This is a genomic window from Acidomonas methanolica (assembly GCF_004346035.1).
GTDB classification, from domain to species: domain Bacteria; phylum Pseudomonadota; class Alphaproteobacteria; order Acetobacterales; family Acetobacteraceae; genus Acidomonas; species Acidomonas methanolica.
Window position 1 is genome coordinate 173,462 of the sequence record NZ_SLZN01000003.1, and the last position, 20,041, is coordinate 193,502.

Sequence of the window (20,041 nt, forward strand, 5' to 3'; positions counted from 1 at the left end):
ACATGGAACCTGCGAGTTTCCGCCTCCCGGCGATACAGTGCGAGTCTCGGGATTGGGGTGTCTGTCTTTCGCGCTGACGGCAAGAGGTGCGGAGCATGGCGGATGGTTCTCAGGCGGACGGCGCTCAGCGCCCTTCGGATAGCGAAACGGGGCTGACCTCCGCCGAGGCGGCGAAGCGGCTGGCGCAGTTCGGCGAGAACGCCCTCACGGAACATCATATCTCGACGCTGCGACGCCTGCTGCGCTTCTTCCTGGGGCCGATTCCGGCCATGATCGAGGTGGCGGCCGTGCTGTCGGCCATCGTCGGCCACTGGGCGGATTTCGGCGTGATCATGGCCATGCTGTTCGTCAATGCGGGGGTCGGGTTCTGGCAGGAATGGAAGGCCGACAACGCCATCGCCCTGCTTCAGAAGCGTCTGGCGCCTGGCGCGCGGGTGTGCCGGGACGGCAGGTGGGAAGATCTTCCGGCCCGGCAGGTCGTGCCGGGCGACCTCGTCATGCTCAGCCTCGGCAATATCGTTCCGGCGGATGTGAAACTCGTCGGGGACGGGATTCTGAGCGTCGATCAGTCCGCCCTCACGGGTGAATCGCTGCCCGTGGACAAGAAGGCGGGGGATGTCGCCTATTCGGGCTCGATCGCGCGGCAGGGCGAGGTGAAGGCCGTTGTCGTCTCGACGGGCATGAACACCTATTTCGGCAAGACGGCGCATCTCGTCGAGCAGGCAGGAAATGTCTCGCATTTCCAGCGCGCCGTCCTGCGGATCGGCAATTTCCTGATCGTCGTGACGATCGCGCTGGTCTGCTTTATCGCGATCGTCTCGCTGTTCCGTCACGATCCGATCATCGACACGTTCCAGTTCGCGATGGTTCTGACCATCGCATCCATTCCCGTGGCGCTGCCCGCGGTGCTGTCGGTGACGATGGCCGTGGGCGCGGAACGGCTCGCGCGGATGAAGGCCGTCGTGTCGCATCTCGTCGCCATCGAGGAGATGGCGGGCATGGATCTTCTCTGCACCGACAAGACGGGCACGCTGACGCTCAACCAGCTGACGCTGGGCGAGGCGGAGCCCGTGGCGGGCGTGGACGCGGCGATGTTGCTGGAGGCGGCGGCGCTGGCCAGCAACACCGCCTCTCCCGATGCGATCGACAGCGCGGTGATCACGGCGGCGGGCACGTCGCCCGCGCCGGCGCATCTGGTGAAATTCACCCCGTTCGACCCCGTCGTGAAACGGACGGAAGCGACGGTGGAGCGCGACGGCAAGACCTTCAGCGTCGCCAAGGGCGCGCCGCAGGTCATCGTCGATCTCTGCGGGTTGACGGGAGCGGCGCGGGACGGTGTCTCGGCCGCGATCGACGCGGCCGGAACGAAGGGCTATCGCGCGCTCGGCGTCGCGCGGAACGACGGGCAGGGCTGGCACTATCTCGGCATGCTGACCCTCTTCGACCCGCCCCGGCCCGACAGCGCCTCGACGATCGCCGCCGCACGGTCGATGGGCATCGATTTCAAGATGATCACGGGCGATCACGAGGCCATCGCCCGCCAGATCGCGGGGAAGCTCGATCTGGGCCAGAACATCGTCGTCGCGGACACGATTTTCGGCAAGGACGCCCCCGCGGACACGCTTTCGGCCATCGAGAAGGCGGACGGGTTCGCCCGTGTCTTTCCCGAGCACAAATTCGCCATCGTCAAGGCGCTTCAGGGGGCGGGCCATATCGTCGGGATGACGGGCGACGGCGTCAATGACGCGCCGGCGCTGCGGCAGGCCGATGTCGGCATTGCCGTATCCGGCGCGACGGACGCGGCGCGGGCGGCGGCCGATCTCGTCCTGACGGAGCCCGGCCTTTCGGTCATCACGCGGGCCATCGAAGAGGCGCGGCGGATTTTCGAGCGCATGACGGGATATGCGATCTATCGCATTTCCGAGACGATCCGCGTTCTGCTGTTCATGACGGCGAGCATTCTCCTCTATAATTTCTATCCCGTGACCGCGATCATGGTCGTGCTGCTGGCGCTGCTGAACGACGTGCCGATCATGATGATCGCCTATGACAACGCGCCGAGCGCGCCGAAGGCGGTGCGCTGGGACATGGTGCGGGTGTTGTCCGTCGCGGCGGTGCTGGGCATCTTCGGCGTCATCGTGAGTTTCAGCGTGTTCCTGTTCGTCCGGGACTATCTTGCCCTGCCCGCGGCGATCGTGCAGTCGGTCGTGTTTCTCAAGCTGCTCGTCGCGGGACACATGACGATCTACCTGACGCGGAACAAGGGGCCTTTCTGGGAGCGGCCGTGGCCGTCCTGGAAGCTGGTCGTGCCGTGCGAACTGGCGCAGGCGATCGGCACGATCACGGTCGTTTACGGCTGGTTCATGGCGCCGACGGGCTGGGGGCTCGCGGCGATGGTCTGGGGGTTCGCGCTGGCGGAATTCGTGGCGGCCAGCTTCCTCAAATGGGGCGTGTACAAGCTGCTCGGCCGGGTCGTCCGGGCGTCCTGAGTCCTGTCGGTGATGCGGCGGTCCTCACGCGACCGGGGCCGCCGCATCGTTCCCGTGTCGAAGATCACGCCGCGTGGAAGATGGCCTTGAAGCCGTCGGCGATCATGCCCACGGCGATGGCGAGCAGGATCATGCCCATCAGGCGGATCGTAATGCCGCGGATGGTGTCGCTCATGACCTTGCCGATACGGGCGGCGAAGAACAGGACGCCGAGCAGGATCAGCAGAATCGCCGTCACGATGATGCCGACATCGAATTTTCCGTCCGGGTAGGCCGGGTTCGCCGCATAGATGATGATGGTCGCGACGGTGCCCGGTCCGACCACGAGCGGGAAGGTGAAGGGATAGAAGGCCAGGCCGGACAGGTCCTGCATCTGGGCTTTTTCCTGCGGGCTGCCCTGATGGGAGGCGATCGCCCCGCCATTGAGCATCGACCATGCGATATGGGCCAGCACGATGCCGCCGGCGATGCGGAACTGATTGATCGTGATTCCGAAGAAGGCGATGATCTCCTGGCCGCAGAAGAGAATGATCGCGCACATGATGGCCGCGTAGGCCGTGATCCTGAAGGCGAGTGTCCGTTGTTCGGCCTGCGTCATCCCCGTCGTCATGGCCAGAAAGACCGGCAGGCTGAGGAACGGGTTGACGATGGCGAGAAACGTTCCGCACGCCTTGATGAATTCTGTCTTGTCCATGATGTCCTTGCGTTCCGGCCTGTGGGCGCGTTGATATCACGGCGGCAACGCGAGGCCGAGCCCTCCCGCCCCCCGGAATACGGGATGCGGGAGACGGAACGCGGGAGGGGTGTTTTTTCTTCAGCTTTTCCTGTCGGCCAGCGCCCAGACATAGGCCGCGACGGCGTGGACATCGGAGGGGGAAAGGGACGTTCCGCCCTTCGCGGGCATGGCGCCCGGATAGTTCCGGGGCTTCGGCACGCCCTCCGTGATGGTCTTTTCGAGCCCGGCCACACTGCCGTCGCTCCAGATCCGCGGGAGAGCCGTCAGGTCGGGGCCCATCGTGGAGCCCTTGCCGTCCGAGCCATGGCAGCCCGAGCAGGTGCCGCTCCGCGCTTCGCCGTGGAAGATGCGGTTTCCCAGCGCGAGTTCGTCACGCGTCACGCCGGGCGCGAGGGGCAGGGTGGCGGTCTCGTCGGGCCGCCCGGCATCGGCGTGCAGCCCCTCGGGCGGCAGGACCGGACCGCCCGTGGGAGTCGTCAGCGCGCTCGTGCCCTGCGCCGTCGCCACTTTCGCCGGTTCCGCGCCCTGATAGGTCACGCGCCAGATCCGCCCGTGGAGATCGTCGGAAATGAAGAGCGCGCCGTCGGGCGAGGCGGCGAGGCCGGAGGGACGGAAGGCGGCGCGTCCGGGTTCCATGTATTGTCCCGCGAAGCCGTCGGCGAACACGATCCAGTCGCCCGAGGGCTTGCCGTGGGAGAGCGGCTGGAAGACGACGTTATAGCCGCCCTGCCGCATGGGCGAGCGGTTCCATGACCCGTGGAACGCGATGAAGGCCCCGCCCCGATAGGCCGCCGGGAAGGCGGGCGCGTTGTCGATCAGCAGGTCGTTGGGGCCCCAATGCGCCGGGAAGGCGGCGACGGGCAGAGATTTCGTCGCGCACACGCCCTGTTTGTGGCCGCCATCCCCGCCATATTCCGGCCCGAGGACGAGTTGCTTGCGCAGCCCGTCATAATAGCATTCCGGCCAGCCGAAATCGGCGTTCTGTTTCAACGCGACGAGTTCCTCGGCGGGCAGCTCGGCGCTCTGCGTCGGCGTGTAGAGTTTCGGCCAGTTCTGCCAGAGCTGGTCGCGGCCGTGCTGCGTCGCATAGAGCTGTCCGTCGGCGTCGAAGGCGAGGCCCTCGCCGTTGCGCAGGCCGGTTGCGTAGCGCGCCGCCGGGGAAAAGACCTGCCCGGTGGCGTTGGCATCGTAGCGCCAGATGCCGCCGCGCGTTTCGGCCTCGGTGCAGGGGGTGAGGCCCTTCGACCCCTCCATGCGGTTCTTCGCCTGGCAGGCATTCGTCGCGGTGCCGGAATCGAGGAAGATCGTCCCCCTGGAATCGATGATGAACGGATGCATCGGGTGGTCGCCCGTCAGGGGCATGCCGGAGAGCACGATGTCATATCGCGCATCCGGCGCGATCGCGCCCGGCGGCAGGCGGAAGCGGACGATCCTGTCGTTCTCCTCGGCGTAGATCGCGCCGTTGTAATAGGCGATGCCCGTGCCGCCGGCGGAGCCTTCGGCGATTCCGTCGCCGAAACGCTGGATCGTGTCGGCGTGGCCGGTCTGATGCGTGTCCTGCAGGGCGATGAGGAATCCGCCCGGCGGCACCGCTTCATCGCGATAATACCTGCCGCTCCAGGTGTTGACGTAGAGCACGCCGTTCGGGGCCATGACCATGTGGCGCACATGGCCGAGATGATCCGCGAAGATCGTCGCGCAGAAGCCGGGCGACAGGCTGAGGCCGCCGGTCGCGCACTGGTCGTCCGCCCTGGCGGGGGTCGACGCGGCCACCAGAACGAGGCTTCCGGCCAGGATGGCGGCGAAGGTCGGGAGATGTCGGGTCATGAAAGATTTCCTGCGGAATTTCAGGGCGTCTGCTGCGTCGCGAGTGGAACGGCGACAAGGCGGAAGGGCAGGACGGGATTGGGCGGCGACTGCCCGAACAGGCGGGGAAGCTGGCCCTCCGACACCCAGGCCGTGCCGTTCGTCTCGGTGACGCCTGTCGGGTTGAGCAGCGCATCGCGCAAGGTGGTGATCTGGACGTCGTCGCCGTCGATCGCCATGCGGTCGAGCCGCCCGGCGCCCTCGATGAGCAGGAAACCGCCGCCGCTCGTGCGCCGCAACCCGTCGGCCAGAACCAGCGGCCGGGAAGGGCGCAGGCGCTCGACGCGGAGCGGCCTGCCGTCCTTCATCACCACGCGCAGGAGGGTCGCGGTGTTGAAGGTGTCGACATAGAGATTGCCGTCGGCCCCGAAGGCGATGCCATCGAGCCCCGCGCCGGTTTTGGGGGGTGTGAAGAGCGGGGAGGTCAGCCAGATCGTCAGCTTGCGCGTGACCGGGTCGAGTCGCAGGATCTGCGGCTTCGCCGAATTCGTCACGTAGAGCGCTCCGTCCGGGCCGACGGTGCTGTCATTGCAGAGATTGCCGTCGCCGGGAAAACGCGCGCTGATGAGGCCGAGGCCGGTATGGAGGTCGAACCCCTTGATCCAGCTTCCGGTAGCGTTGCCGGGCGTGGAAATGCCACGGGCGGACAGGTCGTTCGAGCAGGCCCAGAGGAGACCGGCCTTTTCATCCGCGAACACGCCGAAAATCGAGCGGGTGCCGAAGGTGCCGGGCTTGATCCAGAGTTCCGCCTGTGCCGCGCCCGGCTTGGCGCGGAAGATGCCGCCCGAGGCGAGGCTTCCGGCGAAGAGCGTGCCATCCGACAGGGACGTCACGCTTTCGGGGAAGACCAGCGGGCCGGGCAGGATGACGGACTCGGCCGCCCTTGCGCCGCCGGGCCCGAGAAACGCGAAAAGGAGAGATGCGCAAAAGAAAAACGCACGGAGGAGAGGCGTCCGGGGGCAAGGAAAGCGCGGGCGCATGCTCCCCGCGACGAAACCCGATCCGTTCGAGAAGGGATGCTTTCTCATTTCCGATTGTCCCGATCCGCTCTCACATCTTTTGAAAAACATAACTTTCGGCGTCCGTAACGTCCCGGAAGTGTACCCCCGGGCGCGCGTCATGCGCCAGATAAAACAGCAGCAGGCATGCTCTGGTTTGATTTTCAGGGTCCGCCCGAACCCGTCCCGCGTGACGGCGCTTCCGGGACCGGCCGCGCGGGTCTCTTGATCTGTATCAACGAAGCGGAAAGGCGGGTCTTCTATACCGGAATTGAGGATTGGACGAAGAGGCCGCCCGATTGAGGGCGGCGATGAAGAAAGGGCTTTTCCTATGGTCGCGCCTGTTCCCACCATGATGAAAGCGGCGGTCGTCAAGGCGTTTGGCGCGCCCTTGAGTATCGAGACGGTGCCTGTCCCGTCCATCGGCCGGCATCAGGTTCTGGTGCGCATGATGACGTGTGGCGTCTGTCATACGGATCTGCACGCCGCGCGGGGGGACTGGCCGGTCAAGCCGGGTCTGCCCTTCATCCCCGGTCATGAAGGTGTCGGCGAGATCGTCGCGGCGGGCGACGACGTGCGCTGGGTGAAGCCCGGCGATATCGTGGGCGTGCCCTGGCTGCACGCCGCCTGCGGGCATTGTCCGCATTGTCTCGGCGGGTGGGAGACGCTGTGCGAGGGGCAGCAGGATACGGGGTATTCTGTGAATGGCTGCTTCGCCGAATATGTCGTCGCGGAGGCGGATTATGTGGCGCGGATTCCGCCGGGTGTCGATCTGCTGGAGATCGCGCCGGTGCTCTGCGCCGGGGTGACGGTCTACAAGGGGTTGAAGATGACCGACACCAAGCCGGGCGACTGGGTGGTCGTGGCGGGTGTGGGCGGCCTGGGGCAGATGGCGGTGCAGTTCGGCGTCGCCATGGGGCGGAATGTGATCGCCCTCGATATCGACGACGGCAAGCTCGCCACGGCCAGAGCGCTCGGAGCCGCGCATTGCATCAACGCGGAGACGCAGGACCCGGGGGCGGAGATCCGGAAGCGCGTCGGCGGCGCGCATGGCGTGTTGGTGACGGCTGTTTCCCTGCGTGCTTTTTCACAGACGATGTGTTATGTCCGTCGCGGGGGCACGATCGTGCTGACGGGTTTGCCGCCGGGCGAATTCCCGATCTCGGTCTTCGACATGGTGATGGCCGGCGTCACGATACGCGGCTCCATCGTGGGAACCCGTCTCGACATGATCGAGGCGCTGTCGTTTTTCGCGGAAGGCAAGATCAGGGCCGTCGTCAAACCGGACAGGCTGGAGAACATCAACCGGATTTTCACAGCTCTCGACGAGGGTAAGGTCGAGGGGCGCATCGTCCTCGATTTCCGCGGGAAGACGTCAGACACGGCCTGAAACGGGCCGAACCTAAACATCATCAGCAAGAGATCCATCTCACTATGGCTTATGCAACGACCACGCCGTTCACCGGCGAGACGATCAAGGTATTCGCGGATGCGACGGATCAGGAGATCGATCTGGCTCTCGAGCAGACCGATCGCGCCTTCCGGTCCTGGAGGCACAGCGCCTTCGCCCGGCGCGCTGAAGTCATGCACAATGCGGCCGCCATTCTGCGGCGCGACATCGACCGTTACGCCCGGCTGCTGACGCTGGAGATGGGCAAGCTCTTCGCCGAGGCGAAGGCGGAGACCGAGCTTTCGGCGGCGATCTTCGAGTATTACGCGCTGAATGCCGAGGCGCTGCTCGTGCCTGACATCCTGCCCGTCGCCTCGAGGGACGAAGGGCGCGCGCGCATCGTCTATGAGCCCGAGGGCGTGATCCTCGCCATCGAGCCGTGGAACTTCCCCTTCTATCAGGTCGCCCGCATCATCGCGCCGCAGCTCTCGGCGGGGAACACGGTGTTGCTCAAGCACGCCTCGAACGTGCCGCAATGCGCCCTGGCCATGGAGAGTCTGATGGTCGAGGCGGGGCTGCCGGAGGGCGGGTTCCGCAACATCTTTCCGACCCGCGGCCAGTTGGCCCGGATCATCGCCGATCCGCGCGTGCGCGGCGTGGCGCTGACGGGGTCGGAGGGCGCCGGGGCGACGGTCGCGTCGCAGGCCGGGCAGGCGCTGAAGAAGACGACGATGGAACTCGGCGGGGCCGACGCCTTCGTGGTGCTGAACGACGCCGATCTGGAAAAGACCGTGAAATGGGCCGTGTTCGGGCGGCACTGGAATGCCGGTCAGGTCTGTGTCTCGTCCAAGCGCATGATCATCGAGGACGGGGTCTATGACGACTTCCTCGATCTCTATCGCAAGGGCGTGCGGGAATTGCGGATGGGCGATCCGATGGCGGCCGAGACCTCGCTCGCGCCGCTGTCCTCGGCCGGTGCCGCCGCCGATCTGAAGAAGCAGCTCGGGGAAGCGATCGGCCATGGCGCGCAGGCGGAGACGATCGCCCTCGACATGCCGGAACAGGGCAGCTTCGCGCAGCCGACCATCCTGACCGGGATCGACGGGCAGAATCCGGCGCGGCACATGGAGTTCTTCGGTCCGGTCTCGATGCTGTTCCGCGCGGCGGATCTGGAGGACGCCGTCCGCATCGCCAATGACACGCCCTACGGCCTCGGCGGCTCGGTGTTCACCAGGGACACGGAGAAGGGCGTGGAGGTCGCGCGGCGGATCGACACGGGCATGGTCTATGTCAACCATCCGACCATGGTGAAGGCGGACCTGCCGTTCGGCGGCGTGAAGCGGTCCGGTTTCGGGCGCGAACTGATCGGGCTCGGCATCAAGGAATTCGTCAATGCCAAGCTGATCGATGTGGTGGACATCGATGCGCCGTTCTGACGGATGGGAGGGGGCTTGGTCCCCCTCCTTCCAGCCGTCCTCAGACGGGCTTCGTCGTGTTCTCCGCAGGAGGCGCGGGGGGCGACGCGGCGTCCCGCTTCGGGGATTTCGCGGTCGGCAAGGCCAGGGCGACGAGCAGGGCGGCCACGCCCAGCAGGAAGGTCGGGCCCAGCCGGGCATAGCTGAACGCGCCCGCGATTCCGCCGAGGGCGAAGGCGCAGACGATGCCGAGATGCAGGCGCAGGCGTTCGGCAAGCTGCGCGCGGCGTTCCCGCGCCGTCGGGTCGCCGCGGATGGCGAGCCAGTCGGCGAGGGCGATGCCGACATCGGTGAGCATGCCCGTCATATGCGTCGTCCGCACCCGCGCGCCGGAAATGCGGGTGACGGTGGCGTTCTGCAATCCCATGAGAAAGCTCAGCCCGAAGGCCAGCGTGTCCTGGCGCTCGATGGCGGGGAGCGCGAGGTCGAACGCGCCGAGCAGGGCGAGCAGGGCGGCTTCGAGCAGAATGTCCCAGGCATAGATCGAGGCCGCGTTGCGGCGGCGGCCGAGATTGACGAGAACCGTCGCCACGACGGCGCCGGACACGAAAGCGGCGAGAAGACCGGCATAGGACAGGGCGACGGCCAGCGCCCCGTCATGGACCGAGGTGCTGAGCGCCGAGAGGTTGCCGGTCATGTTGGCCGAATAATAGCCGACGGCGAAGAAGCCCGCGGCGTTCACGGCGCCGGCCACGGCGGCGAGGGAGCAGCCGAGTTTCCAGTCCGCTGCGAAGCTCCGTCCGGCGCCTTCCTGTCGCAGCATGACGCGTTCAGTCCCGGGCGGCCATGACGCAGATCAGGGAAAAGAGGCGGCGGGCCGTGTCGAAATCCATGGCGACCTGCCCCTCCAGCATGGCGCGGAGTTCGGCCGCCGCCTCGTCATGCAGGGCGCGGCGGCCGAAATCCATCGCGCGGATACGGATGGGATTCCCCTCCGCGATCGCCTCCGCGTATGATTCGACCGTGAGATTGTAGTCCTTGATCAGGCGCCGCAACGGTGCGAGGGAAATCGGCAGGCGCAGGCGGGGCGCGTCCTCGGCGTCCCGGACGTCGAAGACCAGCTTTCCCGCCTGACGGGCGAGGTGGAGGATGAATGGGCCGTCAAGGCCGCCCGGCTGGAACGAGCCGGTGGAGATGAGATCCCTGACGGCCTGTTGCCGGTCGCGCCGACGTTCTTCAAGCACCGGCATGTCGCCTGACATGGCGTCCAGCACGACGTCGAGCAACGCGTCTGTTCGTGAGGGTCGGGGTGAGATCGTGTCAGCCATCGCGGCGCGAGATTAGGCCGATGGCGCATTTACACAAGGCTTCAGGTCAGGAGAAGCCTTGCCCGGAAGAGGGTGGATGGAGAAGAGCATGACGAAGTGGGTCTACGGTTTCGGTTCGCAGGTGAACGAGGGCCATGCCGGGATGAAGGCTCTGCTGGGCGGGAAGGGGGCGAATCTGGCCGAGATGGCGGGGATCGGGCTGCCCGTTCCGCCCGGCTTCACGCTCACGACCGATGTCTGCGTGGCCTATTACCGCGACGGGCGGCGCTATCCTGACGGGCTGCGGACGCAGGTGGAGGACGCGCTGGCGCAGGTCGAGTCGCAGGTCGGCGCGCGGTTCGGCGATCCCTCCGGCCCGCTCCTCGTCTCGGTGCGCTCCGGCGCGCAGGTCTCCATGCCGGGCATGATGGATACGGTGCTGAATCTCGGACTGAACGACGAGACGGTGCGGGGTCTGGCGGTGCAGTCGGGCGACGAGCGCTTCGCCTGGGACAGCTATCGCCGCTTCATCCAGATGTACGGCTCGGTGGTGCTGGGCATCTCGCATCATCTCTTCGAGGACGTGATCGAGGCGCGCAAATCCGCGCTCGACCTCACGGAGGACACGGAGCTTTCCGCCGCAGACTGGCGGGAGGTCGTCAGTTTCTATCAGGATATCGTGCGGCAGGAGACGGGCCAGGCTTTCCCGCAGACGCCGCGCGACCAGCTCTGGGGAGCGATCGGGGCGGTGTTCGGCTCCTGGATGAATCCGCGCGCCATCACCTATCGCCGCCTGCACGACATTCCCGCCGAATGGGGCACGGCCGTCAACGTGCAGGCCATGGTCTTCGGCAATATGGGCGAGGATTGCGCGACCGGCGTGTGCTTCACCCGCGACCCGTCCACCGGCGAGAACGTGTTCTACGGCGAATATCTGGTCAATGCGCAGGGCGAGGACGTGGTGGCGGGAATCCGCACGCCGCAACCCATGTCCGAGGCGCGGGCCAAGCCGGGCGAGATCTCGATGGAAAAGGCGCTGCCGGGCGCCTATGCCGAGCTTCTGCATGTGCGCGAGATGCTGGAAGCGCATTACCGCGACATGCAGGACATCGAGTTCACCGTCCAGCGCAACACGCTCTACATGTTGCAGACCCGCACCGGGAAGCGCACGGCGGCGGCGGCGTTGCGGATCGCGGTGGACATGGCCGAGGCGGGACAGATTTCGCACGAGGAGGCGATCCTGCGCGTGCCGCCCGCGTCGCTCGACCAGTTGCTGCATCCGGCGCTCGACCCCGAGGCCGAGCGCGTGCGGATCGCGCGGGGGCTGCCGGCCTCGCCGGGCGCGGCGTCGGGCGCGCTGGTCTTCACCGCCGAGGAGGTGGAGGCGCGCGCGCTGAAGGGTGAGGACGTCATTCTCGCGCGGGTCGAGACCAGTCCGGAGGACGTGCACGGGATGCATGCGGCGCGCGGCGTGCTGACGACCCGTGGCGGCATGACGAGTCATGCGGCGGTCGTGGCGCGCGGAATGGGGCGCGTCTGCGTCGCCGGGGCGGGCGATATCCGGATCGACTACAAGGCCGGGACGTTGACCGCGGACGGACATGTGCTGCGGCGGGGCGACTGGATCACGCTCGATGGCGGCACGGGCGAGGTGTTCCTCGGCAGGGTGGCGACGGTCGAGCCGCGGCTTTCCGGCGATTTCGCGACGCTGATGGGCTGGGCGGATTCCGTGCGGCGGCTGGGCGTGCGCGCGAACGCCGAGACGCCCGACGACGCGGCGACGGCGCGGCGCTTCGGCGCGGAGGGGATCGGCCTGTGCCGCACGGAGCATATGTTCTTCGCCCCGGATCGCATCGGCGCGGTGCGCCGGATGATTCTGGCGCCGGACGCGGCCGGGCGGCGCGCGGCGCTGGATGATCTCATGCCGTTCCAGCGCGCGGATTTCGCGGCGCTGTTCCGCATCATGGCGGGGCTGCCGGTCACGGTGCGTCTGCTCGATCCGCCGCTGCACGAGTTCCTGCCGCATGGGGACGCAGAGCTGGCCGAGGTGGCGCGGGGGCTGTCCCTGTCGCTGGAGGAGGCGCGCGCGCGGGTGGCGGCGCTGTCGGAGAGCAATCCCATGCTCGGCCATCGCGGATGCCGTCTGGGCGTCACCGCGCCGGAAATCTATGCGATGCAGGTGCGCGCCGTGCTGGAGGCGGCGGTGGCGGTGGCGCGGGAGACGGGGGAGATCGTGCGGCCGGAGATCATGATCCCGCTCGTCGGGATGGAGACGGAACTCGCCTATACGCGCGGCGAGGCCGAGAAGGTCGCGGCGGGCGTGGAAGGGCTGGACGGGCATGTCGACTACAGCATCGGCACCATGATCGAACTGCCGCGCGCCGCGCTGACGGCGGATCGCATCGCGGCCCATGCGGATTTCTTCTCCTTCGGCACCAACGACCTGACCCAGACGGTCTTCGGCCTGTCGCGCGACGATGCGGGGAGCTTCCTGCCGACTTATGTCGAGAAGGGTCTGCTGCCGAAAGATCCGTTCGTCAGCATCGATTTCGAAGGGGTCGGCGAGATCGTCGCCATCGCCGCGCGCAAGGGGCGGCAGGTGAAGCCGACGCTGAAGATGGGCATTTGCGGCGAGCATGGGGGCGATCCGGCCTCCATCGCCTTCTGCGAAAAGATCGGCCTCGATTACGTCTCCTGCTCGCCCTATCGCGTCCCCGTCGCGCGGCTCGCCGCCGCGCAGGCGGCCCTGAAGGCGCGCCTGTCCGCCGAGGCGTGAAGGGATGCCGGCGCTCGACATCCATCTGGTCTCCGACGCCACGGGGGAGATGCTTCACGCCACCCTTCGCGCCGCGGTGGCGCAGTTCGCCCATCCGCATGTGAGCTGGCATTCCTGGACGCTGGTGCGGACGCGGGCGGCGCTGCTCCGCGTGGTGCGGGGGCTTGAGACGACGGGGGGTGTGGTCTTCGCCTCCATCATGGACGCGACGCTCCGGCGGGAGCTGGAGCGTCAGTGCGAGCGGCTCGGGCTGCGGCTCCAGCAGCCGCTCGACCCTGTGATCGGCCTGTTGCAGGAGGCGCTGGGCGAGAAGGCGGTCTGCCGCGCCGGGTCGCAATATGTGCTGGACGAGGCCTATTTCCGCCGGATCGCGGCGATCGATTTCGTTCTGTCCCATGATGACGGCCAGGCCGTCGGCGGGCTCAGGGAGGCGGATCTCGTGCTCGTCGGGCTGTCGCGCTGTTCCAAGACGCCGACGGCCTTCTATCTCGCCAATAATCGCGCGGTGAAGGTGGCGAACGTGCCGCTGATCCGCGAGGCGCCGTTGCCGCCCGAATTGCTGACCATCGACCGGCCGGTGGTGGCGCTGACGATCGACGCGCGCCGGCTGGTGGATATCCGGCGGCACAGGCTCAAGGCGGACAGCGCCAGCCGGACGATCCGGGAGATCGAGCGGGAGTCTCCCTATATCGATTACGATCAGGTGGCGGCGGAGGCGCTCTGGGCGCGGCGGCTGTGTCGCGCCCAGGGCTGGCCGATGATCGACGTGACGCATCGGTCCATCGAGGAAACGGCGGCCGAGGTCATGGCGCGCGCCGATGAATGGGCGGAGAAGCATGCGGCGGCCCTGCCCGTCGGGTCATAGCGGGCGGATCGGGAGTAAAAATCGGGAACTGATCCGTTGCGACGATTTCGGATTTATGTCCAGCCGGAATGGCCTACCATTCTTCCGACCGCCGGGGCGGGCGGATAGAGAAGGGAGATTGTTCCATGACCAAGGTTCTGGTGCTGTATTATTCGAGTTACGGCCATGTGGAGACGTTGGCCGGAGCGATCGCGGAGGGCGTGCGGAGCGTCGGGGCCGAGGCGGTCGTCAAGCGCGTGCCGGAGCTGGTGCCGGAGGAGATCGCGAAGGCGCATCATTTCAAGACCGAGCAGGCCGCGCCGGTCGCCGATCCGCAGGAACTGCCGGAGTATGACGCAATCATCCTCGGCGCGCCGACGCGCTTCGGCCGTCTGCCTTCGCAGATGGCGAGTTTCTGGGACCAGACGGGCGGACTGTGGCTGAAAGGCGCTCTCATCGGCAAGGTCGGCGCGGTCTTCACCTCCACCGCGTCGCAGCATGGCGGGCAGGAACTGACGCTGTTCTCCCTGATGTCCAACCTGCTGCATCACGGCATGGTCATCGCCGGGCTGCCGTACAGCTTCCAGGGTCAGTTGCGGATCGACGAGGTCGAGGGCGGCGCGCCGTACGGGGCGACGACGATCGCAGGTGGCGACGGGTCCCGCGCCGTGAGCGAGACGGAGCGCGAGGGCGGCCGGTTCCTCGGCGCGCGCGTGGCGAAGCTGGCGGCGAAGCTCGCGGAGTGAGAGGGATTTCCTCTCTATTCCGAAGAAGAATGATGAAGCCTTCCGTTCCCTATCCCTCGTCCCCCTCCCGCGACCAGGGCGAGGATTTGAACTGGTCGGCGAGATAGGCCATCAGGGCCGAGACACGGGCCGGGCGCAGCGGGCTGGGCGGCGTGACGAGATGGAGCGAGACCGGCCCCGCCTCCCAGCCGTCCAGCACGCGGACGAGCCGTCCCGCCCGCAGATCCTCCTCGCCGAGGAAGGCCGGGACGACGCCGATGCCCAGCCCCGCGCGCAGGGCGGGCAGCAGCCCTTCCGCGTTATTGGCGCTGAGCCGTCCGCGCTGACGCCAGATGAATTCCTCTCCGCCCCTGTGGCGCAGGGTGATCGCGCCGATGTCGCGGCTGTTGGTGTAGATCGCGGCGTCGAACCCGGCGAGGTCGCGCGGATGATCCGGCGCGCCCTCGCGAAGCAGCAACTCGGGGGCGGCGACGAGCAGCAGCGGAATGGTGCAGAGCCGCCTGCTGCGCAGGGACGAATCGGGAAGCGAGGCGATGCGGACGGCGAGGTCGTAGCCGTCGGCCACCAGATCGACCAGCGCGTCGCTGAACTGCACGTTCACCGAAATTTCCGGAAAGTCCTGGAGAAAACGCGGCAGGACAGGGGCGAGATGCGTGATGCCGAAGCTCATCGGCGCGGCCACCCGGATCAGACCCTGCGGACGGCGCACGGTATCGCGCAGTTCCGCCTCGGCGTTTTCCCCGGCCGACAGGATGCGGTTGGCGTGGGCGAGCGCCTCGCGTCCGAATTCCGTGAGGCTCAGCTTGCGGGAGGTGCGGTTGAACAGCGATCCGGCAAGGCTCAGTTCCAGCCGGGCAACGGCTTTGGAGACGGTCGGCTTGGAAAGATGCAGCGCGTCGGCGGCGCGGGCGAAGGAGCCGAATTCGGCCACCCTCGCGAAAATGGCCCAGGCTTCGAAATCCGGAAGCGGCATGGGTCAGGCTCCGCCCGGCGCGCCGACGGCGGGAAAGTCGGATACGGGAAAGCCTGGCGCGTCTGGACGGATCATGGGGCCTCGGACTGGAACGACGGCGAGGCCCGGAGGATGGCGTGTCAGAAATGCTTGCGCAAGGTGAAGAACACCATGCGCGGCGACGCCGCCTGGAGCGTGGCGAAGACGTGGTTCGGGTCGGAGAACTCGAACCCGTTCGTGCCGACGGAGGCGACGTACCGCTTGTCGAACAGGTTGGTCACGTTGATCTGCGCGTCCATCCCGCGCAGGAGCCAGTTGTGACTGTGAAAGCGATAGCCGACATTCAGGTTGAACACGTCGTTCGCCGGAACCCAGGAGTCGTTGAGGTAGGTATAGGTGCGGCGGTCCTGGAACTGCATCAGCACGTTGCCCCAGAGCGAGCCGTTGTCGTAGCTGAGCTGCACGTTGGCGAGGTTGCGGGGCATCGCCACCACGTTCTTGCCTTTCGTGTCATAGACCGTCGTGCCGGTGCTGACGTTGTCGTTGTAGAACGAGTTGTTGAAGGAATAGGACGCATAGATCGACCAGTTCGGCGCGAACTCGTAGGTGAAGGCCGCGTCGACGCCGCGCGCCGTCACGCCGCCGACATTGGTGAGGACGGACGGGTTGCCTTGGATGCCGGTGCCCTGGGTGATCTGGAGCAGACGGTTCTCGAATTCGACGTAATATCCGGTCAGCGAGGCCTGGATGTTATTGTCGTGATAGCGATAGCCGAGTTCTTCGGTATAGGACATTTCCGGATGGATCTTGCCCTTGATGGCGTTATATCCGGCGATCGAGGTCGCGAAGGGGCTGGTCGCGCCGATATAGGAGTTGTCGAAGACCGACATGTTGCGCGCGAAATCCGCGAAGACCTCGTTATGCCGGTTCAGGCGGTAATTGGCGCCGATTTGCGGCAGAAAGCCGTTGGAGGATTCGATACTTCCCGAAGGATAGGAAGGTGGGAGCGTATTGTTCAGATAATAACCGGACTGCGCACGGGCGGTATTGTCCGCGATCAGCGATTTGAAGCCGTAATTGAGCTTGAGCGCGTGGGTGATCTGCCACGTATCCTGCAAATGCACCTGATATGTCTTCGTGTTGAAGGCGCCTGCCCATTGAGTCTCGAAGGCCCCCGAATACGAGTGGAGGCTGCCGGGAGGATTCTCCAGCGGCAGCGGATAGAACCGCCGCGCCTGCTCGAAATTGTTGTTCTCGAACCAGAAGCCACCTTCAATCGTATGATTGGCGATATGATAGCTCAGGCTGCTGATGAACCCTTCACGGTGAATGTCGTATTCGGTCGTACGGATCGAGAGCGGAGAACCGCCGACCGAGTCCGGGGTGGCGACATCCGGGCTGGCCCAGGGGTCTTGCGTCTGGCTCGTGTGGCCGTAAACGGTGGCGTAGCCTTTCAGGCGGCTGTTGATCCTGAAATCAAGACGACCATATCCGAGCACGTCCTCACGGAAGCCGCCCGAATTCCAATAGGCGAAATCCTGGCAATCTCCATAATTCGTCGTGCCGAATCCGCCCGCGCAATCATGAGTGACGCCAGTCGTATTGCCGGTCTTCAGGTAGTTCTGATAAGCCCCGGCGACCTGCTTCGCGAGTGCGTAATTGCCGGTGATGTTGTCGATATTGTATCCGTATTTATTGATCGTCGAAAGAGACAGATCCTGATAGTCGTTTTCTTTGTGCTGAGACCAGTCTCCGAAAAACGTGAGCTTCAGATTGTCTCCGAGCGGCTGGACGAACTTGGCGTTCGCCTGCTGCTGCATCTGCTGCCCGTCGCCTTTCCATTTGTTGGCGTCCTGGTAGCTGTACGAGGCATAGAATTTTCCGCCACCGCGCAGGCGACCGCTATTGACGCGCATGAAGGTGCGCCAGGTGCTGGCAGAGCCGATCGTTCCGGCGACGTCGACGCCGAACTTGTCCGACGGGTCGATCGACGTGAACTCCAGCGCGCCGCCGAGATCGTTCGACGCGGCGACGCCGACCGAGCCCGCGCCCTGGGTGAGGGTCGCGCGGCCGTTATTCTCGGTCTGCAATGCCCGGCCGATGGAAAGTCCGTTGTCGTTGCCGTAGGCCATGTTGCCGAGGGGAATGCCGTCCATTGTGAAGCCGAGACGGCTCTGGTCGAAGCCGCGGATGATGATCTGCTGCGACCATTCATAGGCGCCCAGCGGGTCCGAGCTGGTGAACATCACGCCGGGGAGCTTGGAGAGCGCCTTGAAGGGGCTCGTTCCGGGAACGTATTCCTGGATGGCCTGATGGGAGATCGTCTGGGTCTCGCGCGCGGCGCCTGCGCCGAGGACCACGATAGCCTCCGACTGCGCGGCTTCGACGGCCTGCGGGCGCGTCACGGCGGCAGGCGCCACAGCCGTCGTGCCGTGTGCGGCGGAGGACGTCCGGGGGACGGTCGCCTGGGATGCGGACGTGCGCGAATGAGTGCGCGTATGTGTGTGACGATGCGTTGCGGCGGCGGCAGCCGGGTGTGACGTAACGCAACCCAGACAGGTGGTCGCGAGAAGAAGGCGGAGGGGCTTCATCGAGCGCATTTTCCTTGCAGCGACAGGGGAGGCCGGTCGTTTTTCTGCGTGTTCCCATAGTCAATGATCTCGCGTTGTGTCGTGTTATGTTTTCGTGACAGAACGTCATGAAAATGTAATAGTTACAGGCAATTCATGTCCTTTCGTCACACTCTCGGGTCATGTCGCTCATGACAATTCCGCTTCGATCGCGTTAGAATGCGCGTATGAAACGATCTCCCGCCTTTTCGCCCGCTTTCCTGATGCCCGCTCTCCTGGCATTCGCCGGATGCGCCGCCACTCCCGCATCGCATCCCGCCGATCCGGCGTCGCCGCGGAGCTACGCGCCGATCAGCCCCGAGCGCATGTCGGAGGATATCCGCACGCTCGCCTCCGATCCCTTTCAGGGCCGTGCGCCGGGAACTGAAGGGGAGAAGGTGACGGTCGCGTGGCTGATCGAACAGTTCAAGGCGCTGGGGCTGGAGCCGGGCGGCGAGAATGGCGGCTGGACGCAGGACGTGCCGATGATCCGCACCCGGCCGTCGGTGGACGGCGCGGTGACGGCGCGGACAGGCGGGCGGACGATGCGGCTGGTGCAGCTGCGCGATATCTGCCTGTCCACATTGCTGCCGGAGCGGCGCATCCGCGTGACGGACGCGCCGATGGTCTTCGTGGGATATGGCGTGAGCGCGCCGGAGCGCGGCTGGGACGATTTCAAGGGCGTGGACCTGCGCGGCAAGGTGGCCATCTTCCTCGTCAACGATCCGGATTTCGACGCGAAGCCGGGCGAGGCGGTGGCCGGGAAGTTCGGCGGCCGGGCCATGACCTATTACGGGCGCTGGACCTATAAATTCGAGGAGGCCGCGCGGCGCGGCGCCGTTGCGGCGCTGGTCGTGCATGACACGCCGGGCGCGTCCTACCCGTGGAGCACGGTCGTCGCGCCGGGCGGCGTGGCCTATGACATCGCGCGGGACGGGAATGGCGCGAAGCCGGTGCCGGTTCAGGGCTGGCTGGAGGGCGGCGCGGCGGCGCGGCTCTTCGCGCAGGCGGGGCTCGATCTGGCGGCGCTGCGGGAGAAGGCGCGCGCGCCGGATTTCCGCCCGGTCGCGTTGCGGGGCACGCGGCTGAGCGTGGACATGCCGGTGACGCTGGATCGTCTCGTCAGCCGGAACGTGCTGGCGAAGATCACGGGCGCGCGGTTTCCGGAGGAAAGCGTGATGTTCGGCGCGCACTGGGATGCGTTCGGCGAGAGCAAGGGGCCGGATGGCGGGACGGTGATCCGGCGCGGGGCGGTCGATGACGGCTCGGGCATCGCCGCCGTGCTGGAGATCGCCCGTGCGCTGCGCGCGGGGCCGACGCCGGATCGCACGGTGCGGTTCGCCGCATGGACGGGGGAGGAGCGCGGGTTGCTCGGCTCGTCCTGGTACGTCGCCCATCCGCTGGCGCCGCTGGAGAAGACGGCGGCCAATCTGACGATGGACGTGTTGCAGATGGGGGGTGCCGCGCGCAACGCCTACGTCGTCGGGGCGGGGCAGGACAGTCTGCAGCAGGATTTCGCCCGCGCGGCGGCGGCGCAGGGACGCACCACCCGACCGGAAGCGATGCCGGAGCGCGGGGCGTTCTATCGCGCCGATCACCTGCCTTTCGCGCGGGCGGGCGTGCCGGTGCTGGCCGTCATGGACATGGCAGGGGCGTTCGATCTCGTGAATGGCGGCGAGGCGGCGGGGGCGCGGTGGCTCAAGGACTACATGGCCTGCTATCACCAGCCCTGCGATGCGTGGCATGCGGACTGGGATCTGCGCGGCGCGGCGCAGGACGCGGCGGCGGTGCTGGCGGTGGGGCGCGGTGTCGCTTTCTCGCATGATTGGCCGTATTGGGAGGCTGACTCGGAATTCCGGGCCGTGCGTGAGAACAGCGCCGCGGCGCGCGCGCCTCTTTGAGACTTTCGGAGA

14 protein-coding genes are annotated in these 20,041 nt (G+C 66.5%); 7 read left to right on the plus strand and 7 right to left on the minus strand.

Annotation, left to right across the window (positions count from 1 at the left end; translation table 11 throughout):
• The first annotated feature begins 95 nt into the window (after positions 1-95).
• Positions 96-2,489: a plasma-membrane proton-efflux P-type ATPase gene (locus EDC31_RS04195; RefSeq protein ID WP_042061469.1), complete on the plus strand. Its 2,394-nt coding sequence runs from the start codon at positions 96-98 to the stop codon at positions 2,487-2,489.
• Between the two features lie 64 nt (positions 2,490-2,553).
• On the opposite strand, the gene EDC31_RS04200 is transcribed toward EDC31_RS04195, so the two are convergent.
• From EDC31_RS04200 to EDC31_RS04210, 3 genes are all read right to left on the minus strand, one after another.
• On the minus strand, positions 2,554-3,183 hold the full coding sequence (locus EDC31_RS04200) for a MarC family protein (protein ID WP_042061471.1): 630 nt from the start codon (positions 3,181-3,183) through the stop codon (positions 2,554-2,556).
• Between the two features lie 120 nt (positions 3,184-3,303).
• Positions 3,304-5,052, minus strand: coding sequence for a c-type cytochrome (locus tag EDC31_RS04205; RefSeq protein WP_042061473.1), 1,749 nt, complete (start codon positions 5,050-5,052; stop codon positions 3,304-3,306).
• A 20-nt stretch (positions 5,053-5,072) separates the two neighbouring features.
• On the minus strand, positions 5,073-6,119 hold the full coding sequence (locus tag EDC31_RS04210) for an SMP-30/gluconolactonase/LRE family protein (RefSeq protein ID WP_042061474.1): 1,047 nt from the start codon (positions 6,117-6,119) through the stop codon (positions 5,073-5,075).
• A gap of 301 nt (positions 6,120-6,420) precedes the next feature.
• Here EDC31_RS04210 and EDC31_RS04215 point away from each other — a divergent pair, with 301 nt between their 5' ends.
• Positions 6,421-7,479 carry a zinc-dependent alcohol dehydrogenase gene (locus EDC31_RS04215; RefSeq protein ID WP_132126919.1) on the plus strand — a complete coding sequence of 353 codons (1,059 nt, stop codon included), beginning with the start codon at positions 6,421-6,423 and terminating at the stop codon, positions 7,477-7,479.
• 44 nt (positions 7,480-7,523) lie between these two features.
• On the plus strand, positions 7,524-8,915 hold the full coding sequence (locus tag EDC31_RS04220) for an NAD-dependent succinate-semialdehyde dehydrogenase (RefSeq protein WP_042061476.1): 1,392 nt from the start codon (positions 7,524-7,526) through the stop codon (positions 8,913-8,915).
• Between the two features lie 40 nt (positions 8,916-8,955).
• Here EDC31_RS04220 and EDC31_RS04225 read toward each other — a convergent pair whose 3' ends face one another.
• A complete protein-coding gene (locus tag EDC31_RS04225) occupies positions 8,956-9,717 on the minus strand; it encodes a YoaK family protein (RefSeq protein WP_042061478.1) in 762 nt (253 codons plus the stop codon).
• A gap of 7 nt (positions 9,718-9,724) precedes the next feature.
• The gene (locus EDC31_RS04230; protein ID WP_042061480.1) at positions 9,725-10,222 is read right to left on the minus strand and encodes a UPF0262 family protein; all 498 of its coding nucleotides are present in this window, start codon (positions 10,220-10,222) and stop codon (positions 9,725-9,727) included.
• 88 nt (positions 10,223-10,310) lie between these two features.
• On the opposite strand from EDC31_RS04230, the gene ppdK reads away from it, so the two are divergent.
• From ppdK to wrbA, 3 genes are all read left to right on the plus strand, one after another.
• Positions 10,311-12,977, plus strand: coding sequence for a pyruvate, phosphate dikinase (gene ppdK, locus EDC31_RS04235; protein ID WP_042061512.1), 2,667 nt, complete (start codon positions 10,311-10,313; stop codon positions 12,975-12,977).
• A gap of 4 nt (positions 12,978-12,981) precedes the next feature.
• Entirely contained in the window at positions 12,982-13,842 is an 861-nt protein-coding gene (locus EDC31_RS04240) for a pyruvate, water dikinase regulatory protein (RefSeq protein ID WP_042061482.1), read from the plus strand.
• A 125-nt stretch (positions 13,843-13,967) separates the two neighbouring features.
• Positions 13,968-14,567, plus strand: coding sequence for an NAD(P)H:quinone oxidoreductase (wrbA, locus tag EDC31_RS04245; protein WP_042061484.1), 600 nt, complete (start codon positions 13,968-13,970; stop codon positions 14,565-14,567).
• Between the two features lie 49 nt (positions 14,568-14,616).
• Here wrbA and EDC31_RS04250 read toward each other — a convergent pair whose 3' ends face one another.
• Both EDC31_RS04250 and EDC31_RS04255 read right to left on the minus strand, forming a co-directional pair.
• Positions 14,617-15,540, minus strand: coding sequence for a LysR family transcriptional regulator (locus EDC31_RS04250; protein WP_042061486.1), 924 nt, complete (start codon positions 15,538-15,540; stop codon positions 14,617-14,619).
• Between the two features lie 119 nt (positions 15,541-15,659).
• Positions 15,660-18,110, minus strand: a complete 2,451-nt coding sequence (locus EDC31_RS04255; protein ID WP_042061488.1) for a TonB-dependent receptor — start codon at positions 18,108-18,110, stop codon at positions 15,660-15,662.
• A 206-nt stretch (positions 18,111-18,316) separates the two neighbouring features.
• Between EDC31_RS04255 and EDC31_RS04260 the strand changes: the two genes are divergently transcribed.
• Positions 18,317-20,029: a M28 family metallopeptidase gene (locus EDC31_RS04260; protein ID WP_081797872.1), complete on the plus strand. Its 1,713-nt coding sequence runs from the start codon at positions 18,317-18,319 to the stop codon at positions 20,027-20,029.
• Positions 20,030-20,041 lie beyond the last annotated feature (12 nt).